Genomic DNA, 17,960 nt, shown 5'->3' with positions numbered 1-17,960 from the left:
TGCTATTTTATTGCCAGTTTTATTGAATTTTCAAGGTGCATCTGCGCTTATTCAAATGCGAAGTTTGAGTTATTGATTCTTTCAACTAAAACATCTTGAGCTTGCATCTTTTGTCCCTCCCATATTTGGTATTATTTTATTTATACTATACCTCATTATAATTACCAATTTATACCATTTTCGGAAGTATATGTAAAGAATTTATTATTTGCGGATTCAAAATATCCTCCGAAGCATAATTGCTTCTGCGTGCTTACCTCCTTTAACCCCCTTTTCGCATTTTACATCTCTGCAATAATGTAAATATATGGCTTTTCCTAGAAAAATCTGTTCTTCTAATCCATCAAAGAAAGGTTTAATGTCAGAGAATTCCACCCCGTCATATCCGATAAAAATAACAGTGTTTTGGCTGGGTCGATAGCTAAACCGGATAAATCATCTGATTTTAAAATAAGATTTTTCATTTGTTACCTCGCAGCGTTTTTTAGAAAAATCAACATCCGCATGGACCATACTTGCACAATGGTTTATTTATATCTCTAACGTTTCACAATATTTTGAAATTACACTGCATATAGTAGAATATACTCGTTTTGCGTCTTCATATTTAACTAAAGTGTGAAGTACCTCTCTTAATTCTAGAATATCTGCTTGTTTCTTTTCATAATATTCTTCGCTTAGTTCAAGACAAGCCTTGAGGTATTCTTTCAAATTTTGATTCTGCGCTTTATATGGATTACCATCATATTTGGTTTCCGCTTGGAATTCTTTAATATATGTATGCAGCAGCTTGGTTTTTTCTGGCATTTTGGGGGCGAGTTCCGATTCCCATTTTTCTTTTTCCTGCATTAATTGAGAAGTTACTGCAATTCTGCTTATATCTTCATTGTTTTTCTTTAAGCTGTATACATCTATCTTTTCATCATCTATGAAACCATTCAGATAATCTTCATAGGATATCTTTAATAGCAATATCATTTGCAAATCTGAATAGGTTTCTGAATATAACGAAATAAGTCCTCTAATATATTTTTTTAAAGGTTTATCTCCCCTTAAGATAGTATTTCCCATAGAATTGACTATACTTTTACTGCTTTTTTCACCTGATAATATTGACATTTCACGGACTATATCTTTTAATATCAATTTTGATAAATATTCTTTTTGAATTAGCGTAAGCTGTAATTCTGAATGAAAACTGTCAATTACTCCGCAACCATTAGATTCATTTTCTCTTTCTATAATTTTAGAAAAATAAGTATATTTGCCTTCGCGCAGCAAATCTTCTATTTTTTGAAATACATATTTCCTTATTTCTTCGTGCACCGTTGTTTCAGAATGGGTCATATAACGAATAATCTGTCTATACAATTCTTTTAAATCGTTAGAGTAATTCTTACTTTCGCAATTAATGCCATAATCATTAATAATATTCGTAACAATTTTTTTCTTCAAATTTATAAAGGAGCTATCAAGTTTAAAATCTATGTACAATGTTTGTCGTAAAATTATATAAACTATAGTATCAATTATTTTTTCCATTCTCAGAGAACGTTTTCTTAAGGGACCACCAACAAAATGTGCAATTTCATGTGTCATTCGTCTTATAACTGCTTTCGGATTATACAGTGATCGCTCATTTATTGAAACTTTGAGGAGCCTGTCACAAGGCATTTCCACCTCATCATAAGAAATTATCTTTACATTAACCTCATCTGAAAAGCTAGGAGACATGAAAAAGGTATATTTCTTTTCTCCGCTTGTTTGCATAATTCCCATTGTTTTATAAATTATAGCAACATAAAAGGCCATGATTTTAGGCGGAACGTCATAAAAAATATTGCTGAAGGATGTTGCTCGAATAAATTGACGGTCTGCATGCATTGCACTGTTTACTAATGCATTTAAGCCATCATAATAGGAGCAAAAACATTTATCGAATGCTTCAGAATATTGGATATTTGCTTTTTCATTTTCAATCTGTTCTTCCATTTTGCTATGCAAGTATTCTAAAAATTCAATAAAAGGTTGATAAATGCAGATTACAAAATCTTCTGCAAAGCCATTATGTAAAAGACTTATGATGGAAGCAGAAACTTCTTTCACTGGAATGCAATATGAATCATATCCGCATTCCTTTGCTTTTTCTACAAACTCCTCCTGAGCATTTTTTATTCTATTAACCAAAGGGTCATATATTTTAAAATCACTTTTTTGATCAGGATACTCTTCTTTAAGCCCTACTTTGATAAAAGATTCATATGCATAAAAATCGCCAACAGATTTGCCAGTATACAGATTTAACAGATATTGTATGAACAGGAGCCATCCCATATCTGTTTTTCTATTTACAACTGAGATATCATGTCTTCCTGAAAGCTTAAATGATTCGCTTGTATAGCCATATTTTTTTTCAAAATCATGTAAGTCTTTCTCTAAAAATTTATATGCAGAATAATTTTGCACGCTGATATTAACAACAATTTCATATTCTTCCTTATCATTTAGATATTTTAATACATTCTCTTTGCTCCATTGATTTTCTGAAAATTTCTCGAATATCGCTTTAAGATTTTCTTTTCGAAGGCCGTAAATAGAAAAAGTATCTTTAACCAATTTAACATCTTTTTTGTTGCTATAATTGATTTTAAATAATAATTCCATATAGTCTTTGATAGAAATGTTTTTTGCTAATATAACAATGCCACTGTAGTCAAATGTGAAATAGTATAAATATTTTACTGAGGTAAATACTTCTCTTATTTTTCTTAATATACTTTCTACATCATTTTTTAAATATAATTGCAGCATAGAAAAACATAAAAGAATAGAATCATCCTCCCAAAAGTCTTTTATTTGCTCAGCTTCAAATCCCACTTCCGGGTTTTTGGATATATTGGTAAAGGCTTTTATCTCCTGCACAAAAAAATCACTTTGAAAAACCTCTTTCCGGCGATAAGAACTTTCGTACGCCTGTGTAAGCAGGTGGTGTTCACTTTCTTTTATTTTTTCTATGCCAAGTATATCAAAATATCCTAATGCATAGTACATATCACCAATTGGGTAATCTGCTTTTTCGTTTCTGGGAATATTCCATTTTCCAAGTCGAAATTCTCTGCTATCAATCTTAACCTTCTGCATTTTTTTCCTCTTCTTCTTTTGCATCATCAGTAGAATAAAAATGGACCATTCCATCTTCGGATACAATGACTGCCATTGCTTTCATTCCACGTTTTGATTGGTCTGCAATATATAACTTTGCTGAATTAAATTTTGCTCCGCGACCGGGATCTTTTTTTATTGTTGTGCTTCCTTTAAATGGAAGAATCATTCCATACCCATATCCATTTCCTTCGTTATCGATAATTAATGCGCCATCTATTGCAGTTAGTCTGCTTACATATTGGGGGTCTAAATGCACTGTATCCAACATTGTGCCTGAAGAAGATTTAAGCAGTTCTTTAACTCTATCTTCTATAACTTCTCTTTCCTCACATATAATTATCAACGTAGTTCCCTGCGTTTGGTGTATCGCTGCATGGACTAGAGGCCATATCTTATCATGCTCTGTTCTCGCCAAACCATCAATTCTCTTTTTAAATAGTGCTTTATAGTTTGTTTTAGAAGAAATGTATTTCCCACAATTATATCTGAGGGTCTCCGTCCCCCAATACATATCCCATACCATATGTTTGACGAAATTAAAACATATCAGTTGCTGCTCCTGATGGATAGAATTTGTAAAACCTTTCAACCACCATTCTCCGTCAAAAGCAAATGCTAATCCTAAAGGCTCCTTTGAGGAGGTACCATTTGTAATTTCTAACAGTTTTCTTATCTTTCTTATATTAGTTCCACAAAAGGAAACCTTGTCAGAGAATGCACAATTAGCAAGTTTGAGACATAAGGCATCTTTGGAAGTCAGAAAAAAGCAGATATTTCCATTGCTTTCTGAATGTTCATAATAGGTCCCTGAAAGCTCTGTAATATCTTCGATATGTATATGGAGATAATCCCTTATATATTCTCCTAAAAGCGAGCAAGCTCTCTGGTAAATTCTATTTCCAAGCGCCTCTGTCTCCACATCAGTAAGATTTGATATATTATTTCTAAATAAATGTTCCCTAATGCTTTTAAAAAGGAATGAATTAAACAATTTTGAACTATGCGCAAAAGACGCTTTTATTGTATATGTATTTTTTGAAGCCTTATCCATTATTTTAAATATCGTACAATCTGGTAAGGCAATGTCCAGGGCATCATCTTCGTCTGCCTTTGAAAAATTGACATTGTCTTTACCATAAAAATGACTGAATGTACTATAGAAAAGCTTTATATAAGTATTTGGTTCTTCCCTGCTTTCTTTTGTATTCATGATTTACTCCTCTTATATTGATTTTAGCCAAAAATAAAAGCCTCCTTAAATTAAGGCTGGCTTTTAGATGTAGGTTCATATATTCTATTATCCGTATGCAGGGCAAAGATTTCTTTATCCTTTCGATAATATCTGGAATCATGATACAGTATATCATCGTCCGTATCTTCCGTTTCCCTCAAATAGTGTGCTGTATCTATTTCCAATACAAATTCCTTTTCCATCTTTGCGTAATCTGCCTCCCAATTTATTTATCATTTAAGTGTTAATCATTTTTCACGATTGTATTATCGCTCATCAAGTTCTGCTATTGACAAATAGTATGCCAATACTGTTCGCTGCTTATACATAGTAGAACTTAAGATTTAATTATCAAGGTACCAATCAATGAAAAATATCGACACTTATATGCGCTTCATCATAACACATTTCCCTAAAGCACACAATACTTTCTTGAAAGTTTTTTGCTTTTTATGTTGATTTTGACGATCAGCTGTCATACTTTTTTCTAAACAGCAATGCAATATGGATTATAAAACAGAAAAAAAAACTATATTTTTGTTCTATATTACAATTTATTCTGAAAACATTCGTTGTTGCTATGACAAAAATTTATTATAAAAAAATCAGGGTATGACTCTACAGAAACGCTGGTTTGCCCCTACTGAACGTTTAAAGTATAAAGGCTGCTTGCAAAGTCGTGTAAGAATTATATTATAAATCAATATATTATAATAGGAACTTCTATACTTTGATTTAGGAACTATTATGCCCTTAAAGGAGCACTGAATAATTGCTTATATTTTTAATGTCTTCATCTGGTTTTTGGTTATGAACTGATAATTGGTATAATTTCTTCACAGGTATATTCACTGTCAAGCCTTTTCCTAACAGATGGTAAGAAACATACAACGGGTGATACGCTTCGCAAGACATTCTTATCTTAATAAGAAAATGGGCTTTGATCCGGCTTTCATCCTGCAGGTAAACGGACTTTATCGAAAATCTCATCTTTGTTATATATTCTGTGACAGTTCAATTTATATAAAAGAATCCATTTCTCTGAATTTACCATGCCGATAACCTTCTCCATTCAAAATATGGTAATATATCCTGTTTGAAAAAAGAAAACATAACAGTCCATATATAAGCAATTATGTAGTATACCGATTTTGCTTTGCCAGTTCTACCTTTTTCACCCTTTTTGTATGCTTTAACCAAGTTACATACTTATCAACGGTAGCATCTTCAATCCGGCTGACCAAACGAATTGTCAGATCCTCCACTTCCCTCTCTATATCGACATATACACGCGGTACTGCCGATTCCATATTATATTTTGCAACGGAGCTATCCGCAGAGTCCGTATATATGACCCGGACTTCTCCTTCATATTCATAGTCCGCGTCCTTAAACAGAAAACGTATTTCATTAATTCTATCTGCTGCAAACGCCCGGATAACGTCCTTGCTCTCCCCAACAGCATTCTCAAACTGCTTTTCTTCCAGATATTCATCCAACTCTTTCCACCGAGAATTAATTTGCTGCAAAATCCGAAACAGGTCCTCATAACAAATCGCCTCTGTTCCGCAGTTCTGCAGATGCCCATGGGTGTGAAAGGTTTCATAATCCTTTTCCCGGTATTTGTAATTTTCCTTATTTGCCTTATATTTGGTTTCAAACTGTGAACCAATATACTGGACAATATATAATGGATAATCCTGATCCGTATACTTGGAAAGCGTATAGTCACGCAATGCCTTGGGTAGATACGGAATCCCATCAATATCAAAAAAACCTTCTCCGAACTCGATATTACACCCCGACTCTTTCTCCGAATATCCGTTCCACATAGGAAAGCTGTCTGCTTTTACTGAAAACGATCCAATATAGACATTGCTGCTACTGGGCAGCAAATCCTCGTGCGAACGGTTAATCTGCGGAAAATACTTTTCCACAAACTGGGACTGCATGGGAGAGTGCATGGATGGGATATCTTCCGAAATAAAAGCTATGCTCTTTAAAAAAACTTTTCCTTCAAAAACATCGTTCATATATCCGCAATTATTGATTCGAAAGCGTGGGGCTGTATCTTTTTTTACATGCCTGTCTGTCCCCAGTTCCCTTTGTTCCGAATCCATAATATCCCAACAGTCTGCCTGCGCCGCAGAGGAATCCTCTTTCCGGGGTTCTCCGGCCAAAATTTTTTTCAGTGTTTCCATGTTCGTATAATGTACCAGATGCGAAGTGCGTTTTTTATCTTCCATATTAAAACAGCATTCTTCCTTAAGCGCTTTAATGGGCTTATACATGGCCAGAAGAAGCGCGCAGAATTTACCCCTCTGGGCCGCAGTAAAGAAACGGAATTTGCCGTTATCCCGCAAAGTATTAAAGACCCCGGCTCCACGTTCTTCATAAATCCTGATATAACTAAACGAACGATACAATTGATTCTGCAGGCGTTCGGCTTTGGTATATTTTTTTTCGTCCATCTTTGTTTTTTTTATTCTTTCATCATTATTCAGCAGCCACTCAGCCAGCGCAATTGCAGCTTTTAATGAAATTTTATAATTTGCAGGGAAATGAAGAAGGAATCTCACCAAATTCCGCTTGCTTGCCATCAAATATTCTAGCTGCTGTTTCGTCACCTGAAATCCCGCACCAAATAATCCATTTATATTATCCTGTCCTTCTGATTCTTTCCATTTTGCGTTCAGTTCTTCGATACTCTTCTGCTTGGCCAGATATAACTTTTGCAGCTTTGTCAAGCTGATAATATAGACCGATATACGCTCAATTTCGTTTCTCAATTTGGCCTTATTCCCTCTGTCATACTCATCCAGCAGGTCATATTGTGACGGAAAAACCTGCCCGATCATACTCGCCTTTTTGAAATATGGAAATGACCTCAAAAGTGCCTGACTTCTTATATGTAAGTCAGCTGTTCCCGATATGTTCTGACACATATTAATCTGCTCGTCAGTCATTGGTTCCGCTCCCGGCTCTATCCCTGTGCAAAGTGTATAATATCCTTTCAAAAGATTTGTTTCAGGATTCCATTCAAACCGATCAGCTTCCTTTTCGTTATCCTGATCGGAAAAGTGAGTATCCATGTAACAGAAAATTCTCCTCGCTGTTTCGATTTTCCTTTTTATACCGGATATCTTTCCGCTTGGGTCGTCATTAATAGAAAAAATACAACTTGATGCATAATTGTTCAATCCCATAATACGCCGTTGTTTTTTTACCTGCTTTAAACCAAAATGTGGCTCCGCATCAAGTGCGCCTCCATCACCGTACATCCTTTTATAAATCTCAATCGCTTCTTCATAAGCTCCCCGTTGCATACAACAATAACCCAGATCAATCTCAACCCTGGCGTCCGTTTCTGCATCCGTACTTCCTTCCACTCCCTGACTTTTTCTACTCTTTTTTGCAACCGCCAATGAGTCATGTAGATATCTCAGTATTTTCTCTGCTTTGGAAAATTCTGCCCGTGACATGTAACAATTGGCGAGCAGATACCTGGTCTTTAATCCAAGGGTTCCCAAACGAATATACCGCATCTCCTTCCAATTCTGTGCTAGCAGATCCATAAAAATCCCAATTGCTTCCTCATATTTTTCAGAACGCAAAGCCAAAAGCCCGTTCATAAATTGGAGCTGGCAGTTTGATTCCCCCTCCTGAAAAAGAGATTTCTTAACCTTATCCTTAATACAGGCCAGCAGTCTGGGCTCCTGCAGATACAGGCAATGCCATTTCATCACTTCCACCTTAGATTTCAAGTGCCCCTTTCCTGCAAACTCATCCAGTTTATCTATTAACGTTTCAAGACTGGCAACAGCATGCTCCTTTCGTTCCTCATCCCAAAATTTCAGTTGATATTCATTTTCATCTATTTTTATAGTAATTTGTTCCAACGGCAGTTCTTTGGAACTGGCAACATTTTGAAACTTGATATATTTTCTAAGACTACTTGAAATTGTAATCAGAGCATCAATATTATACCCTGGTATATACCCGTCTTTCTTATCCAGTTCACTTGACCATTGAGCAGCAATAACAGCTATTGCTATTGCGCCTTTATAATTTTCCTCAAAATGCAGATCACGCTGAATTCTGGAAAGCTCCAATAAAACCAGAAGAAAATATCTTCTTCTGTCATAAACATTCAAGTCATCACATTTTTCAAACGATTCTCTCTTTAAGCCCAACATATCCTCATCGTTTTCCAGAAATCGCTCACCTTCTATTTGCAAACGCTTCATCTTGCCTGAAATTACTTTATCCGCCTTCTCCAGCCATACCTGTAAGCCTTCTTTCTTACCTGAATCCTTCTGTACCTGAAATGCCGGATCTTTGGCCAATAATCTGTTTTTCAGGCAGCTGTATAAAAACACTATCTCCTTTTCGGAAATTTCTGTCTGATACTTTCTTCTATGTATTTTTGCAATATTAATAATCGCATCCATCCATATCAGAACATACTGTCTTTTCTGTTCCGGATTGCTAATATGGCTATACTCTTGTTCCATACGATATCTTACCTGCTTAAATTCATCCAGCGCAGCATCAAAATCACTTCTGCGGTTCTTACGTGCATAATCACGATAATATTTTGCCAGATTCAGTTTAATCAACCGAAGGTACAGATCCGCCTGTACCCTTTTATCTGATTTAGCAGAATCCCGCAGTGCAGCAGCCTTGTTCTTTCCATGCCAGAAAATTTCAATTCCTTTGCTTGCCCAACTATCTGAAGCATCCAGCTCATAATTTTCATAGTAGTATTGCGAGATTCTCAGGCAAAGATTACCCCTTACCAGATGATACAATACCAACATTATTGATAGCTTATATTGTTTATCCACTTCTTCGCTATCTATAGGCTTGTTATATAACATTTCCTTGTTATCCGCAGTAAATAGTTTATACTGTCCCTCAACTCTGTTCCATAATGTCTTCAACCCTCGAAAGCGCAAGTGCTCATTCCCTTTAGAATCGTCTTTATGCTTATCAGGATCCATACCCATATTTTTTTCTTCTATTTCTGCAAGATCTTTTAACAGCTCATCATCATTTTGTTCAAATCGCTTGTCAGAAATAATATCTGTCATATCATAATATACTTTTAACGCTTTATCATCCTTAGGAGCAGACTCCTGACTCACATATTCTATCAATAACTTATCCAGCTTGAAACTTTCATCATAAGAAAAGAAAAAATGTTTCATAATAAACCCTAACCCCTTTCTTTTATTTCATCTCATATGCCTCCGGTTGTTTCGTGCTGCATCTGCGGGCAGCGCTTTGCTACTTACAAATACTTATTAAGTTTCTGTAGTTTCGGGCTTTAAATGAAAAGGCCGCAAACACCGTCACCGATGGCCTGGCCTTGATATTTAAAGGACAATGTTATATCTGCCTTTATGCAATGTTTCCTGCCATCACCCCATATGAAATACGACAGCCTGCGTACTTTTTCCTGCCTGCTGGTTTGGGCATCGTTGCCGGGGCCGGAATGACACACTTCATATTGTGACTGATGAACTGGTGGTAGGACGTGAAGCCCAGACAGTTAGTCTCATAACCGCAAATAAATACGGCATTGTTTCCGTAATGGAAACACATGACTTCCCGTTAGTTAAGCATTTTACTGTATTGTCCATCGACTTTCTGGCAGTATTCAGGATCTTCTTCCTCATCTTGTGTAACAGCAGCGTAAAAAACTTTCTTTGTGTACATCCATCCCTACGCAAACTGTGCTACAATTCATTTGATGACCTCCATTTGTATGCAATAATTCCTATTACCCTTAATGTTTTCTAACTTATTAGTATACAGGAAAATCCATGAAACTACAAGTCGGGGGATTACATAGTATCTGTTACACACAAAATCCAATTAAAATCGCCTTCGGAGATGAGATTTTGTACTCTTGTATCACGGTCTGTGCAGTAAATGTGCGGACCCGACTGAATCGTTATGCGTATTGCAACACATATTCTACCTATTTCCCCTGAAATATTCAAGAATTACGCGATGTATTTGATATAGGAAAGCTCAAATAAATATACTATGCTTTAAGCCTTCTGACCATGTGACTATACTCATTCCCTACATTTTAACCCAATACTTAAAAACCTTGTGTCAGGAACAATAATTCATGGCATTATTTTCCACATTCTACTAAAATAATTACAATATTTAGGATATTAAAGTATTTTATAGTCATTAAAAAGGTATTAACGTCATTTTTTGTCAAATATAATATTCTCTTAAATATACAATCCATGCAAAATTGAATCGAAAATTTCTTCACACAGCAAATTTTTTTACGCTTAAAATTTGTAGGATACCAACAAGAACGGGGGATTAAAATGGTTAAAAAAATTTTTATGATAGCAGTTACAGACAAAGAAATTTCCCTAAACAGAAAATATACAGAAACAATATTTGATTTACTTACGGTTAATTCTCCTTTTGTAGAAGAATATGTAATTGAACCGCATTATAAACAATCGGTTCATGATCTTCATCAAAGTTTACATAAGGCATTAAACGGAGACCGCTACGAAGGCTACATAGTACTTTTAGATTCTCTGACAGAGCCAATCTATAATCCTAATGTTATGTTTGAATTAGGCGCTATTTTCTATTCCGAAAAACCTTATGTAGTCATTTCATCACATCCGAAAGAAAGCGTGCCCTTTGATATAAATATTATAAACATAATAGATATTCCACACGTAATCGTTAATTATGTTGAAGACTGCCACAAAAACTCTAAAGAAATAAATGCCTATCAACATTTCTATTTAGAAAACAGAAGCGCAGAAACATCTATCGTCATTAAATTTCTTACTCTGGTCCACCATCAGTATAAGACTTGCCTGAGAAATATTGATAAAACAATCACTGGAAAAATTGAGTTAAAAAATGTCTTGGATGAAGTAAAAGGAATAAAAAAATTACTATCTAATACTGCGGAATATATTGATGGTGAAAAAGCTGCTTTTCGTAACCTTGGGGAAGCCGTTAGACATGCAAAAATTTCTTTACGAACAACCAGATTTGCAAATGAGTCTATTGTAAAAGATGATTCTATAGAAGAAAAGAAAAAATTTATGGAATCATTGTATGATGCATCAAAAGACCCAAACTTAAATGATAAATTTTATCGTATTATCTGTAACAATCATCCCGCAAAGTGGCAGGATATATATAATATCTTATTTTTTGGAGGAAATGGTGCAAAGGTCTTTGTCAGAAAACATGATTTTAGTATTCACTTTGAATTAGTAATAATTGATGACAAAATTGCTTTCATTCATTTCTATCAGGCAAACAGCAGAAAAGAAGAAGGGCAGTCGGTTAAAGAGGTAGAGCGGCTTAAATCCACACTAAAAATTCAGGGAAGCAGTATCTGTCAAAAATTATCTGACATTTTTGACAGATTACATCATCGTGATTTCTCTAAAGGGGATCCTTCAAGAACGTTATTAGGGATTCCAGTACAGGATGGTGACTTAGACGAAAAATGTAAAAATTATGGCAGTTTTGTTGTGAATGAGACGATTCCAACTCATTCATTATATGGAAGTAATGCCAATGATAAAAGAAAGGAATATATTATTCAAATGTTTAAAGATGCCTTTCTTACATGGCATATAAATGAGTTCCATGACAAAACGATTATGGCTTCCGGTATTTCTTTGCTGGAAGGTAATGATAATTTTATTGAAAAAATGAAAAACATTAAGTTAGATGAACGCGAATATGCAGAAGCAAAACAGTTATATGCGGATAATCAAAAGAAACAGTAAAAGGGCTAATAGATGGAAAAGAAGCTTAAGCATTTAGAAATGATTGTTAGAATTATTGAACGAATGGAAAAAAATAGCTTTTCCTTAAAAAGCTGGACTATGACTCTACTTGTTGCTATTTGTGCTTTGTCTGTGAATGATTCAGAAAAAAGATTTATTCTAATCGCCGGACTTCCCACCATAACCTTTTGGTTGTTGGATTCATTTTATCTATACATAGAAAGCAAATATAGAATTTTATATAAAATCGTTTCTAAAAGAAAAGAGAGCGAAATTGATTTCAGTATGGATATTAATAATATCGCTCTTAGTAAATGTGAAATGGAAAAAATTTATTTTATAAAATGTTTATTTTCTTTTAGCGAAATTCTGTTTTATTTGCCATTAATTATTGGAATAGTTTTGATTATCTGTTTATTAAAAATATTTTAAACATTACTATTAAAAAATAATTTTGTATTGCGAACAAGGGGAGAAATGCTCTATGAAATATATTAAACAATTTTTGATCATACTTGCCATATCTTTTATTGGCGAACTTATTAAATTTTACTTGCCATTTCCAATTTCAGGAAGCATATACGGAATGGTACTTCTTTTTATATTACTCGTTACTGGTTTCATAAAGATTGAGCAAATTGATGATACTGCTAAATTTTTATTGGATATAATGCCTATACTTTTTATACCCTCTGCAGTCGGGATCATCACAAAATTACATGAACTCCAAGAGATTTGGTGGCAGATCATTATTATTACGGTTGTCACTACCATAATTGTCATGACAGTTTCAGGCCTGGTAACACAGACGATAATAAGAAAAAAAAATAGATTGAAAAATCAGCCTGGCGGCTGATTTTATCAATCGCAAATTTGTGCTCCGGGCACAAATTCGCAGGTCAAGAAAGCAGCATGGCTAGTAGCGTGCAATGTACCGGGGGATAGATATGGATATGTTTACAGAAACAGTTTGTTGGGGACTCCTTATAAGTGTAGGGTCCTATATCTTATGTGATTATATACAACGGAAAAAACATTTTATTTTTTTTAATCCACTTTTGTTTTCTACAATTTTCTCGATTTTATTTTTGATAATTTTCAAAATAGATTACGAAGATTATTATAACAAATCAGATTATTTGTATTATCTATTGTCTCCTGCAACAGTCTGCCTTGCTGTCCCTTTATATGAACAAATCAATGTTTTGAAAAAAAATATTCAAGCAGTTTGTTGGGGGATTATCTCCGGTGTCCTTGCAAGTATGGGAAGTATTTTGGTTTTCTCAATTATGTTTGGGTTTTCACATACTATGTACGTTACTTTATTACCCAAATCTATTACTGCTGCAATTGCTATGGGTGTTTCAGAGGAAATGGGAGGAATTTCCAGTTTAACAGTACCTATTGTCATTATGACGGGCATCACAGGACATATGGTGTCCGAAAAAGTATGCAAAATATTTAAAATCACAGATCCGATTGCTAAGGGCATTGCTATTGGTTCCGCATCTCATGCAATGGGAACAACAAAAGCAATAGAAATGGGAGAAGTTGAAGGTGCAATGAGTAGCCTTTCGATAGCTGTAGCTGGTATAATAACCGTGATTTGTTCTTTTGTATTTGTTCATTTTTACTAACGAATGTTTGGTACTATGTCAAGAAAAAGTACAAGTTAAACGTGAACTTCTGATCCATTCCTGATTACCTCTCCGCCTGTTCTATTTTTTCACTCAGCTACTTTATGGTTCTCTGCTTCGATATCTGCCCTGGAGCCAGATGATTGAGATGGTCAAGCTTTTTTGTAACATTTACAAGGAAAAGTTTTGACATAGATCATGTCTGCATTCTCTTTTCAAATGGCGTCATATATCTATTTGATGAATGTGGCGGATATGATTGTAATAAACATATATATAATCTATAGTTGCATTGTAAGCGTTTAATTTCGGGGTGTATCCCAAAAGTCTAGGAACCCTATCACCAGGATTCCTGTACGCTAACATTTTGCTCGTTCTTTTTGCTACATTTTGCCTGGACTTTTTCACTCCAGGGAGCCAGCTTGGCTAACTCATCATCTGCCATATCCTTGTTGGGACGATGCTCCAGCAGATATTTCAGATATTCATATAAATTCAAGCCGTATGCCTTTGCCATTTCAACAATGGTTAAATATAAGGCATTGGCGGATGCGCCATCCGGTGTATCGGAGAACAGCCAATTCTTTCTACCTATGGTTACGGGGCGGATGCTATTCTCGCTTAGGTTGTTACTCAAACTGCAACGGCCATCTTCCAGATAGGTCATCAGGAAATCTTCACGGTTTCTGATGTAGGTGATTGCTTTCTTCAATTTGCCGTTACTTCCGGGATTTACCTGTTTTATCCACGCCAAGAAGCCCTCAATGACCGGTTTCTGATCTTTGAGGCGGCGGTTATAAATCTGTTTGAAACTAAGACCTTTTTCTTTGTAGGTGCGTTCGTATTCGAACAGTTTATTGCAATAGAGAACTCCCTGTACTGCAGGATTGCTGTAATCCTTTTCGTGTCCCTTTGGAATGGCTTCCCAAAGGTATCTGCGGATATGAGCCCAGCAACAGCAACGATGGGGTTTCTTTCACTTTATTGTATCCTTGATAGCCATCTGCCATCAGATAGAAACCAGGTTCAATTCCTTTCAGGAATTGCTGCATTTTCGCCTGCTCTGGTAGGAGGTAAGCGCCAAATATTCCTGCGGATTTTCTAATCCGCTGGTTCCCTCTATAATTGTAGAAGAAAGATATTTAGACTATTTCACTACAATTACGGAGGATAGGCTATGGCAGCTGCCCGCAAAGCCCGTGTTCCGATGGCGGAACAGATCAGGCTTATCAATGAATGCCATCAGAGCGGCATGACAGATGCTGACTGGTGCCGTGAAAACGGCATTGCAGCAAGCACCTTTTATACCTGGGCCAGCCGTTGTCGAAAAGCGGCATCAGATCAGATCCCGGTACCAAACTATGGTCATCTTGAAGACCCACACCCAAAACAGGATGTGGTTCCTGTTGACATTGTTCCGGAACAATGTCCGGAGCAGCATACAGCATCACAGATGCGGCAAATGTACCTTGACAATTCACATACGATTGAGGTGGCCATGAAAGACGTTACTGTCCGCATCTGTAATGATGCCGATCCTGTCCTGCTCGCCAGGACGCTTCGTCTCATCCGGGAGACTTCATGTTAGGCGATATCTCTGGTCTTGAAAAAATCTACATTGTCTGCGGCTATACGGACATGCGCAAATCGATTGATGGTCTCTGCGCTGTTATTGAAGACCAGCTGAAGATGGATCCAGCCTCCAGCGCGCTTTTCCTGTTCTGCGGAAGGAGACGGGACAGAATCAAAGCCCTATTCCATGAACCGGATGGCTTCGTCCTCATTTATAAAAGGCTGTCCGTCCCAGGAGGTTATCAATGGCCCAGGAAACAGTCGGAAGTCCGGAATCTTTCCTGGCGTGAGTTTGACTGGCTGATGTCAGGGATTGATATCGACCAGCCCAAAGCACTCAAAACGGAGTGAAACATCTTTAGATTTTGTTAAAAATCCTGCACTGAAAAATGGGCGGACTTCCTTATATATTCAGCATTTTTCAGCCCTTGTTTTCCTTTAGGAATATCCCGGTTTCTGGTATAATAAAGGGAGTAAATCCAAGGAGAGAACGATGGCTTCCAGTGCAAAAGATATCCAGCTGCGAGAGCTGAAGGACACCATATCCGGGCTGAAAACAATAGTCTCTGAACAGACGGAGCTGATCAAATCTCTCCGTCTTGTTATTGATGAAAAATCCAGCCATGAAAAAGATCTTCAGGAACAGGTGGACTATCTGACCAAAAAGCTTTTCGGTTCCTCCAGCGAAAGAAGAACTGATGACATTCCCGGACAACAGAATCTTTTTGATGAAGCGGAAGCAGAACTGGAACTTTCCCGGTTCGAAGAAGCGGCCGTGGTCCGGGAGCATACCCGTAAGAAGAAAGCAACCCATGAGGAGCTTTATAAGGGACTGAGAGTGGAAAAAATAGTCATCCCCCTTCCGGAAGAAGATCAGGTCTGTCCAGTCTGCGGTACGCAGATGGTTCTGATCGGCGAAGAGTATGTCCGCCGGGAACTGCTGAAGCGCAGCTTCGCAATGGCAGATGAGACCAGGGTCCAGGTACTGAAAGAAGAAGACCGCCAGGCACAGGTGTAGTCTTTCATGTGGCTGTTCCGCAGTGGTGAAGATGATCTTCCAGCCATTATCCTGTATGGCTATTAACCTGCCAGAAGCGGCAGCCATGCAAAGGAGTTCCTGAAAGGGTACCATGGGTATCTGGAAACTGATGGTTATCAGGGCTATAACAGCCTGCCGAATATCAAACGGTGTTCCTGCTGGGCACATATCCGCCGATACTTTATCGTTGCCGTTCCCAAAGGGAAACAGTATGATTACAGCCAGCCTGCAGTGCAGGGAGTCCAGTACGGTAACCGGCTGTTCGCCATAGAGGATTCCATCAACAAAAAATATCCTGGTGATTATGAAAAAAGGAAGCAGCTGCGTCTCAAGAAGGAAAAACCTGTTCCGGAGGCTTTCTGGTCGTGGCTTGAACAGCAGAAGCCAGTCCGAAATACCCGTATGGATAAAGCGGTAATTATGTGCTTAACCGGCGGGAAACAGCGGAGACCTATCTTGAAGATGGACGCTGCAGCTTTACGAATAACCTCAGTGAGAATACGATCCGTCCATTTACAGTTGGACGGAAGAACTGGCTGTTCAGTGATTCTATTTCCGGAGCCAATGCCAGTGCTGTAGCATATACCATGGTTGAGATAGCAAAAGCACATGACCTGAACCTTTACGGATATCTGAAATTTCTTCTGGAGCATCGGCCAACGAAAGAGATGACAGACAATCAGCTCGCAGAGCTTGCACCTTGGAGCGAAAAACTCCAATCTATCAAAAATCGTATGTGAATTATAGTGAATTACTCCAACCCGCAAAGGGGTGGGGTGATTTTTATATCTGACCGCATTATTATTTGGCGGTTACTAAACAAATAATCTACATCTAATGGATTATCTCTTAAAAACTGACACAATTTCTTTCTCATTGTATTTGACAAAGCTTGTCCACAACCAAAATGCAAGTCAGATATATGCAACCATCTCACCATAATTTCCCTTCCTTTTCACTCAACTTACAGCGCCTTGAAAAATACTGAATTAAAATATAAGGAATCTTCTCCTTTTATGCTCCGGAATTAAAATCAACATGACAATAATCCACTGAACAAAAAAAGAGGAGGATTCCCCATTTTACCCTGCAAGCATCATTAAAGCCCAGTTTTCCCCGTGCTGCCGTGGCATCCAAACAAAATTTTGTTTTTCACTCCATATATAAAATATCAGAAACAGCAAAATTCGTTAGCACCGATTCTTGCGTATTTATTAATATATTTAATTTTATCATATTATAGAATATATTGGCAGGAACTATTGTTTATTGGTATGGCACTATGGGTTATTACAATACGAATTTTATCAATTTCTTTCATTCTTATTGGTTAGGTCAAGTGATCTTTGAAACGGTAATAATTCCCACAGGTATTATGTGTAAAGTTTTTCAGCTACATGTGTTGTCCCCATGGTTCAGCCTACAAAAATAGTGTAAGTGCTACAGCATACATTTGAAATATAATAGCGGCAGAGTTGTATCTTAATGTCACCTTTCTGCCGCTACTATACACA

11 protein-coding genes and 1 pseudogene are annotated in these 17,960 nt (G+C 36.7%); 7 read left to right on the top strand and 5 right to left on the bottom strand.

Annotated features, from left to right (window positions below; genetic code table 11):
• Positions 1 to 531: 531 nt before the first annotated feature.
• The 4 genes from D5281_RS01995 to D5281_RS01980 all read right to left on the bottom strand — a co-directional run bounded on the left by D5281_RS01995 (position 532) and on the right by D5281_RS01980 (position 9,606).
• Positions 532 to 3,141: a hypothetical protein gene (locus D5281_RS01995; protein ID WP_160558454.1), complete on the bottom strand. Its 2,610-nt coding sequence runs from the start codon at positions 3,139 to 3,141 to the stop codon at positions 532 to 534.
• Complete coding sequence (locus D5281_RS01990; protein ID WP_160558453.1) at positions 3,128 to 4,375, bottom strand: hypothetical protein; 1,248 nt, start codon at positions 4,373 to 4,375, stop codon at positions 3,128 to 3,130. The genes D5281_RS01995 and D5281_RS01990 overlap by 14 nt, the downstream gene beginning before the upstream one ends.
• 50 nt (positions 4,376 to 4,425) lie before the next feature.
• A complete protein-coding gene (locus D5281_RS01985) occupies positions 4,426 to 4,599 on the bottom strand; it encodes a hypothetical protein (protein WP_160558452.1) in 174 nt (57 codons plus the stop codon).
• 930 nt (positions 4,600 to 5,529) lie between these two features.
• The gene (locus D5281_RS01980) at positions 5,530 to 9,606 is read right to left on the bottom strand and encodes a tetratricopeptide repeat protein (RefSeq protein ID WP_160558451.1); all 4,077 of its coding nucleotides are present in this window, start codon (positions 9,604 to 9,606) and stop codon (positions 5,530 to 5,532) included.
• Positions 9,607 to 10,752: 1,146 nt separating this feature from the next.
• Here D5281_RS01980 and D5281_RS01975 point away from each other — a divergent pair.
• The 4 genes from D5281_RS01975 (at position 10,753) to D5281_RS01960 (ending at position 13,835) form a co-directional block, all read left to right on the top strand.
• A complete protein-coding gene (locus D5281_RS01975; RefSeq protein ID WP_160558450.1) occupies positions 10,753 to 12,198 on the top strand; it encodes a hypothetical protein in 1,446 nt (481 codons plus the stop codon).
• Positions 12,199 to 12,210: 12 nt separating this feature from the next.
• Positions 12,211 to 12,630, top strand: coding sequence for a hypothetical protein (locus D5281_RS01970; RefSeq protein ID WP_160558449.1), 420 nt, complete (start codon positions 12,211 to 12,213; stop codon positions 12,628 to 12,630).
• Between the two features lie 52 nt (positions 12,631 to 12,682).
• Positions 12,683 to 13,054, top strand: a complete 372-nt coding sequence (locus D5281_RS01965) for a CidA/LrgA family protein (RefSeq protein ID WP_160558448.1) — start codon at positions 12,683 to 12,685, stop codon at positions 13,052 to 13,054.
• A 91-nt stretch (positions 13,055 to 13,145) separates the two neighbouring features.
• Positions 13,146 to 13,835 carry an LrgB family protein gene (locus D5281_RS01960; protein WP_160558447.1) on the top strand — a complete coding sequence of 230 codons (690 nt, stop codon included), beginning with the start codon at positions 13,146 to 13,148 and terminating at the stop codon, positions 13,833 to 13,835.
• A 340-nt stretch (positions 13,836 to 14,175) separates the two neighbouring features.
• Here the strand turns inward: D5281_RS01960 and D5281_RS26850 are convergent, their stop codons facing one another.
• Positions 14,176 to 14,754, bottom strand: a complete 579-nt coding sequence (locus tag D5281_RS26850; protein WP_334296601.1) for an IS66 family transposase — start codon at positions 14,752 to 14,754, stop codon at positions 14,176 to 14,178.
• A gap of 258 nt (positions 14,755 to 15,012) precedes the next feature.
• Here D5281_RS26850 and tnpA point away from each other — a divergent pair, with 258 nt between their 5' ends.
• The 3 genes and pseudogenes from tnpA (at position 15,013) to tnpC (ending at position 17,186) form a co-directional block, all read left to right on the top strand.
• Complete coding sequence (gene tnpA / locus D5281_RS01950) at positions 15,013 to 15,423, top strand: IS66 family insertion sequence element accessory protein TnpA (protein ID WP_277935114.1); 411 nt, start codon at positions 15,013 to 15,015, stop codon at positions 15,421 to 15,423.
• Positions 15,417 to 15,758 (top strand): IS66 family insertion sequence element accessory protein TnpB, encoded by a 342-nt coding sequence (tnpB, locus tag D5281_RS01945; protein WP_160558446.1) that lies wholly within the window; start codon positions 15,417 to 15,419, stop codon positions 15,756 to 15,758. The genes tnpA and tnpB overlap by 7 nt, the downstream gene beginning before the upstream one ends.
• Before the next feature lie 142 nt (positions 15,759 to 15,900).
• Positions 15,901 to 17,186 (top strand): annotated as a pseudogene (gene tnpC, locus D5281_RS01940) (IS66 family transposase).
• The last annotated feature ends 774 nt before the right edge of the window (positions 17,187 to 17,960 follow it).

The organism is Parablautia muri (assembly GCF_009917485.1).
GTDB classification, from domain to species: domain Bacteria; phylum Bacillota; class Clostridia; order Lachnospirales; family Lachnospiraceae; genus Suilimivivens; species Suilimivivens muri.
This window is presented reverse-complemented; position numbering and strand designations above follow the sequence as displayed.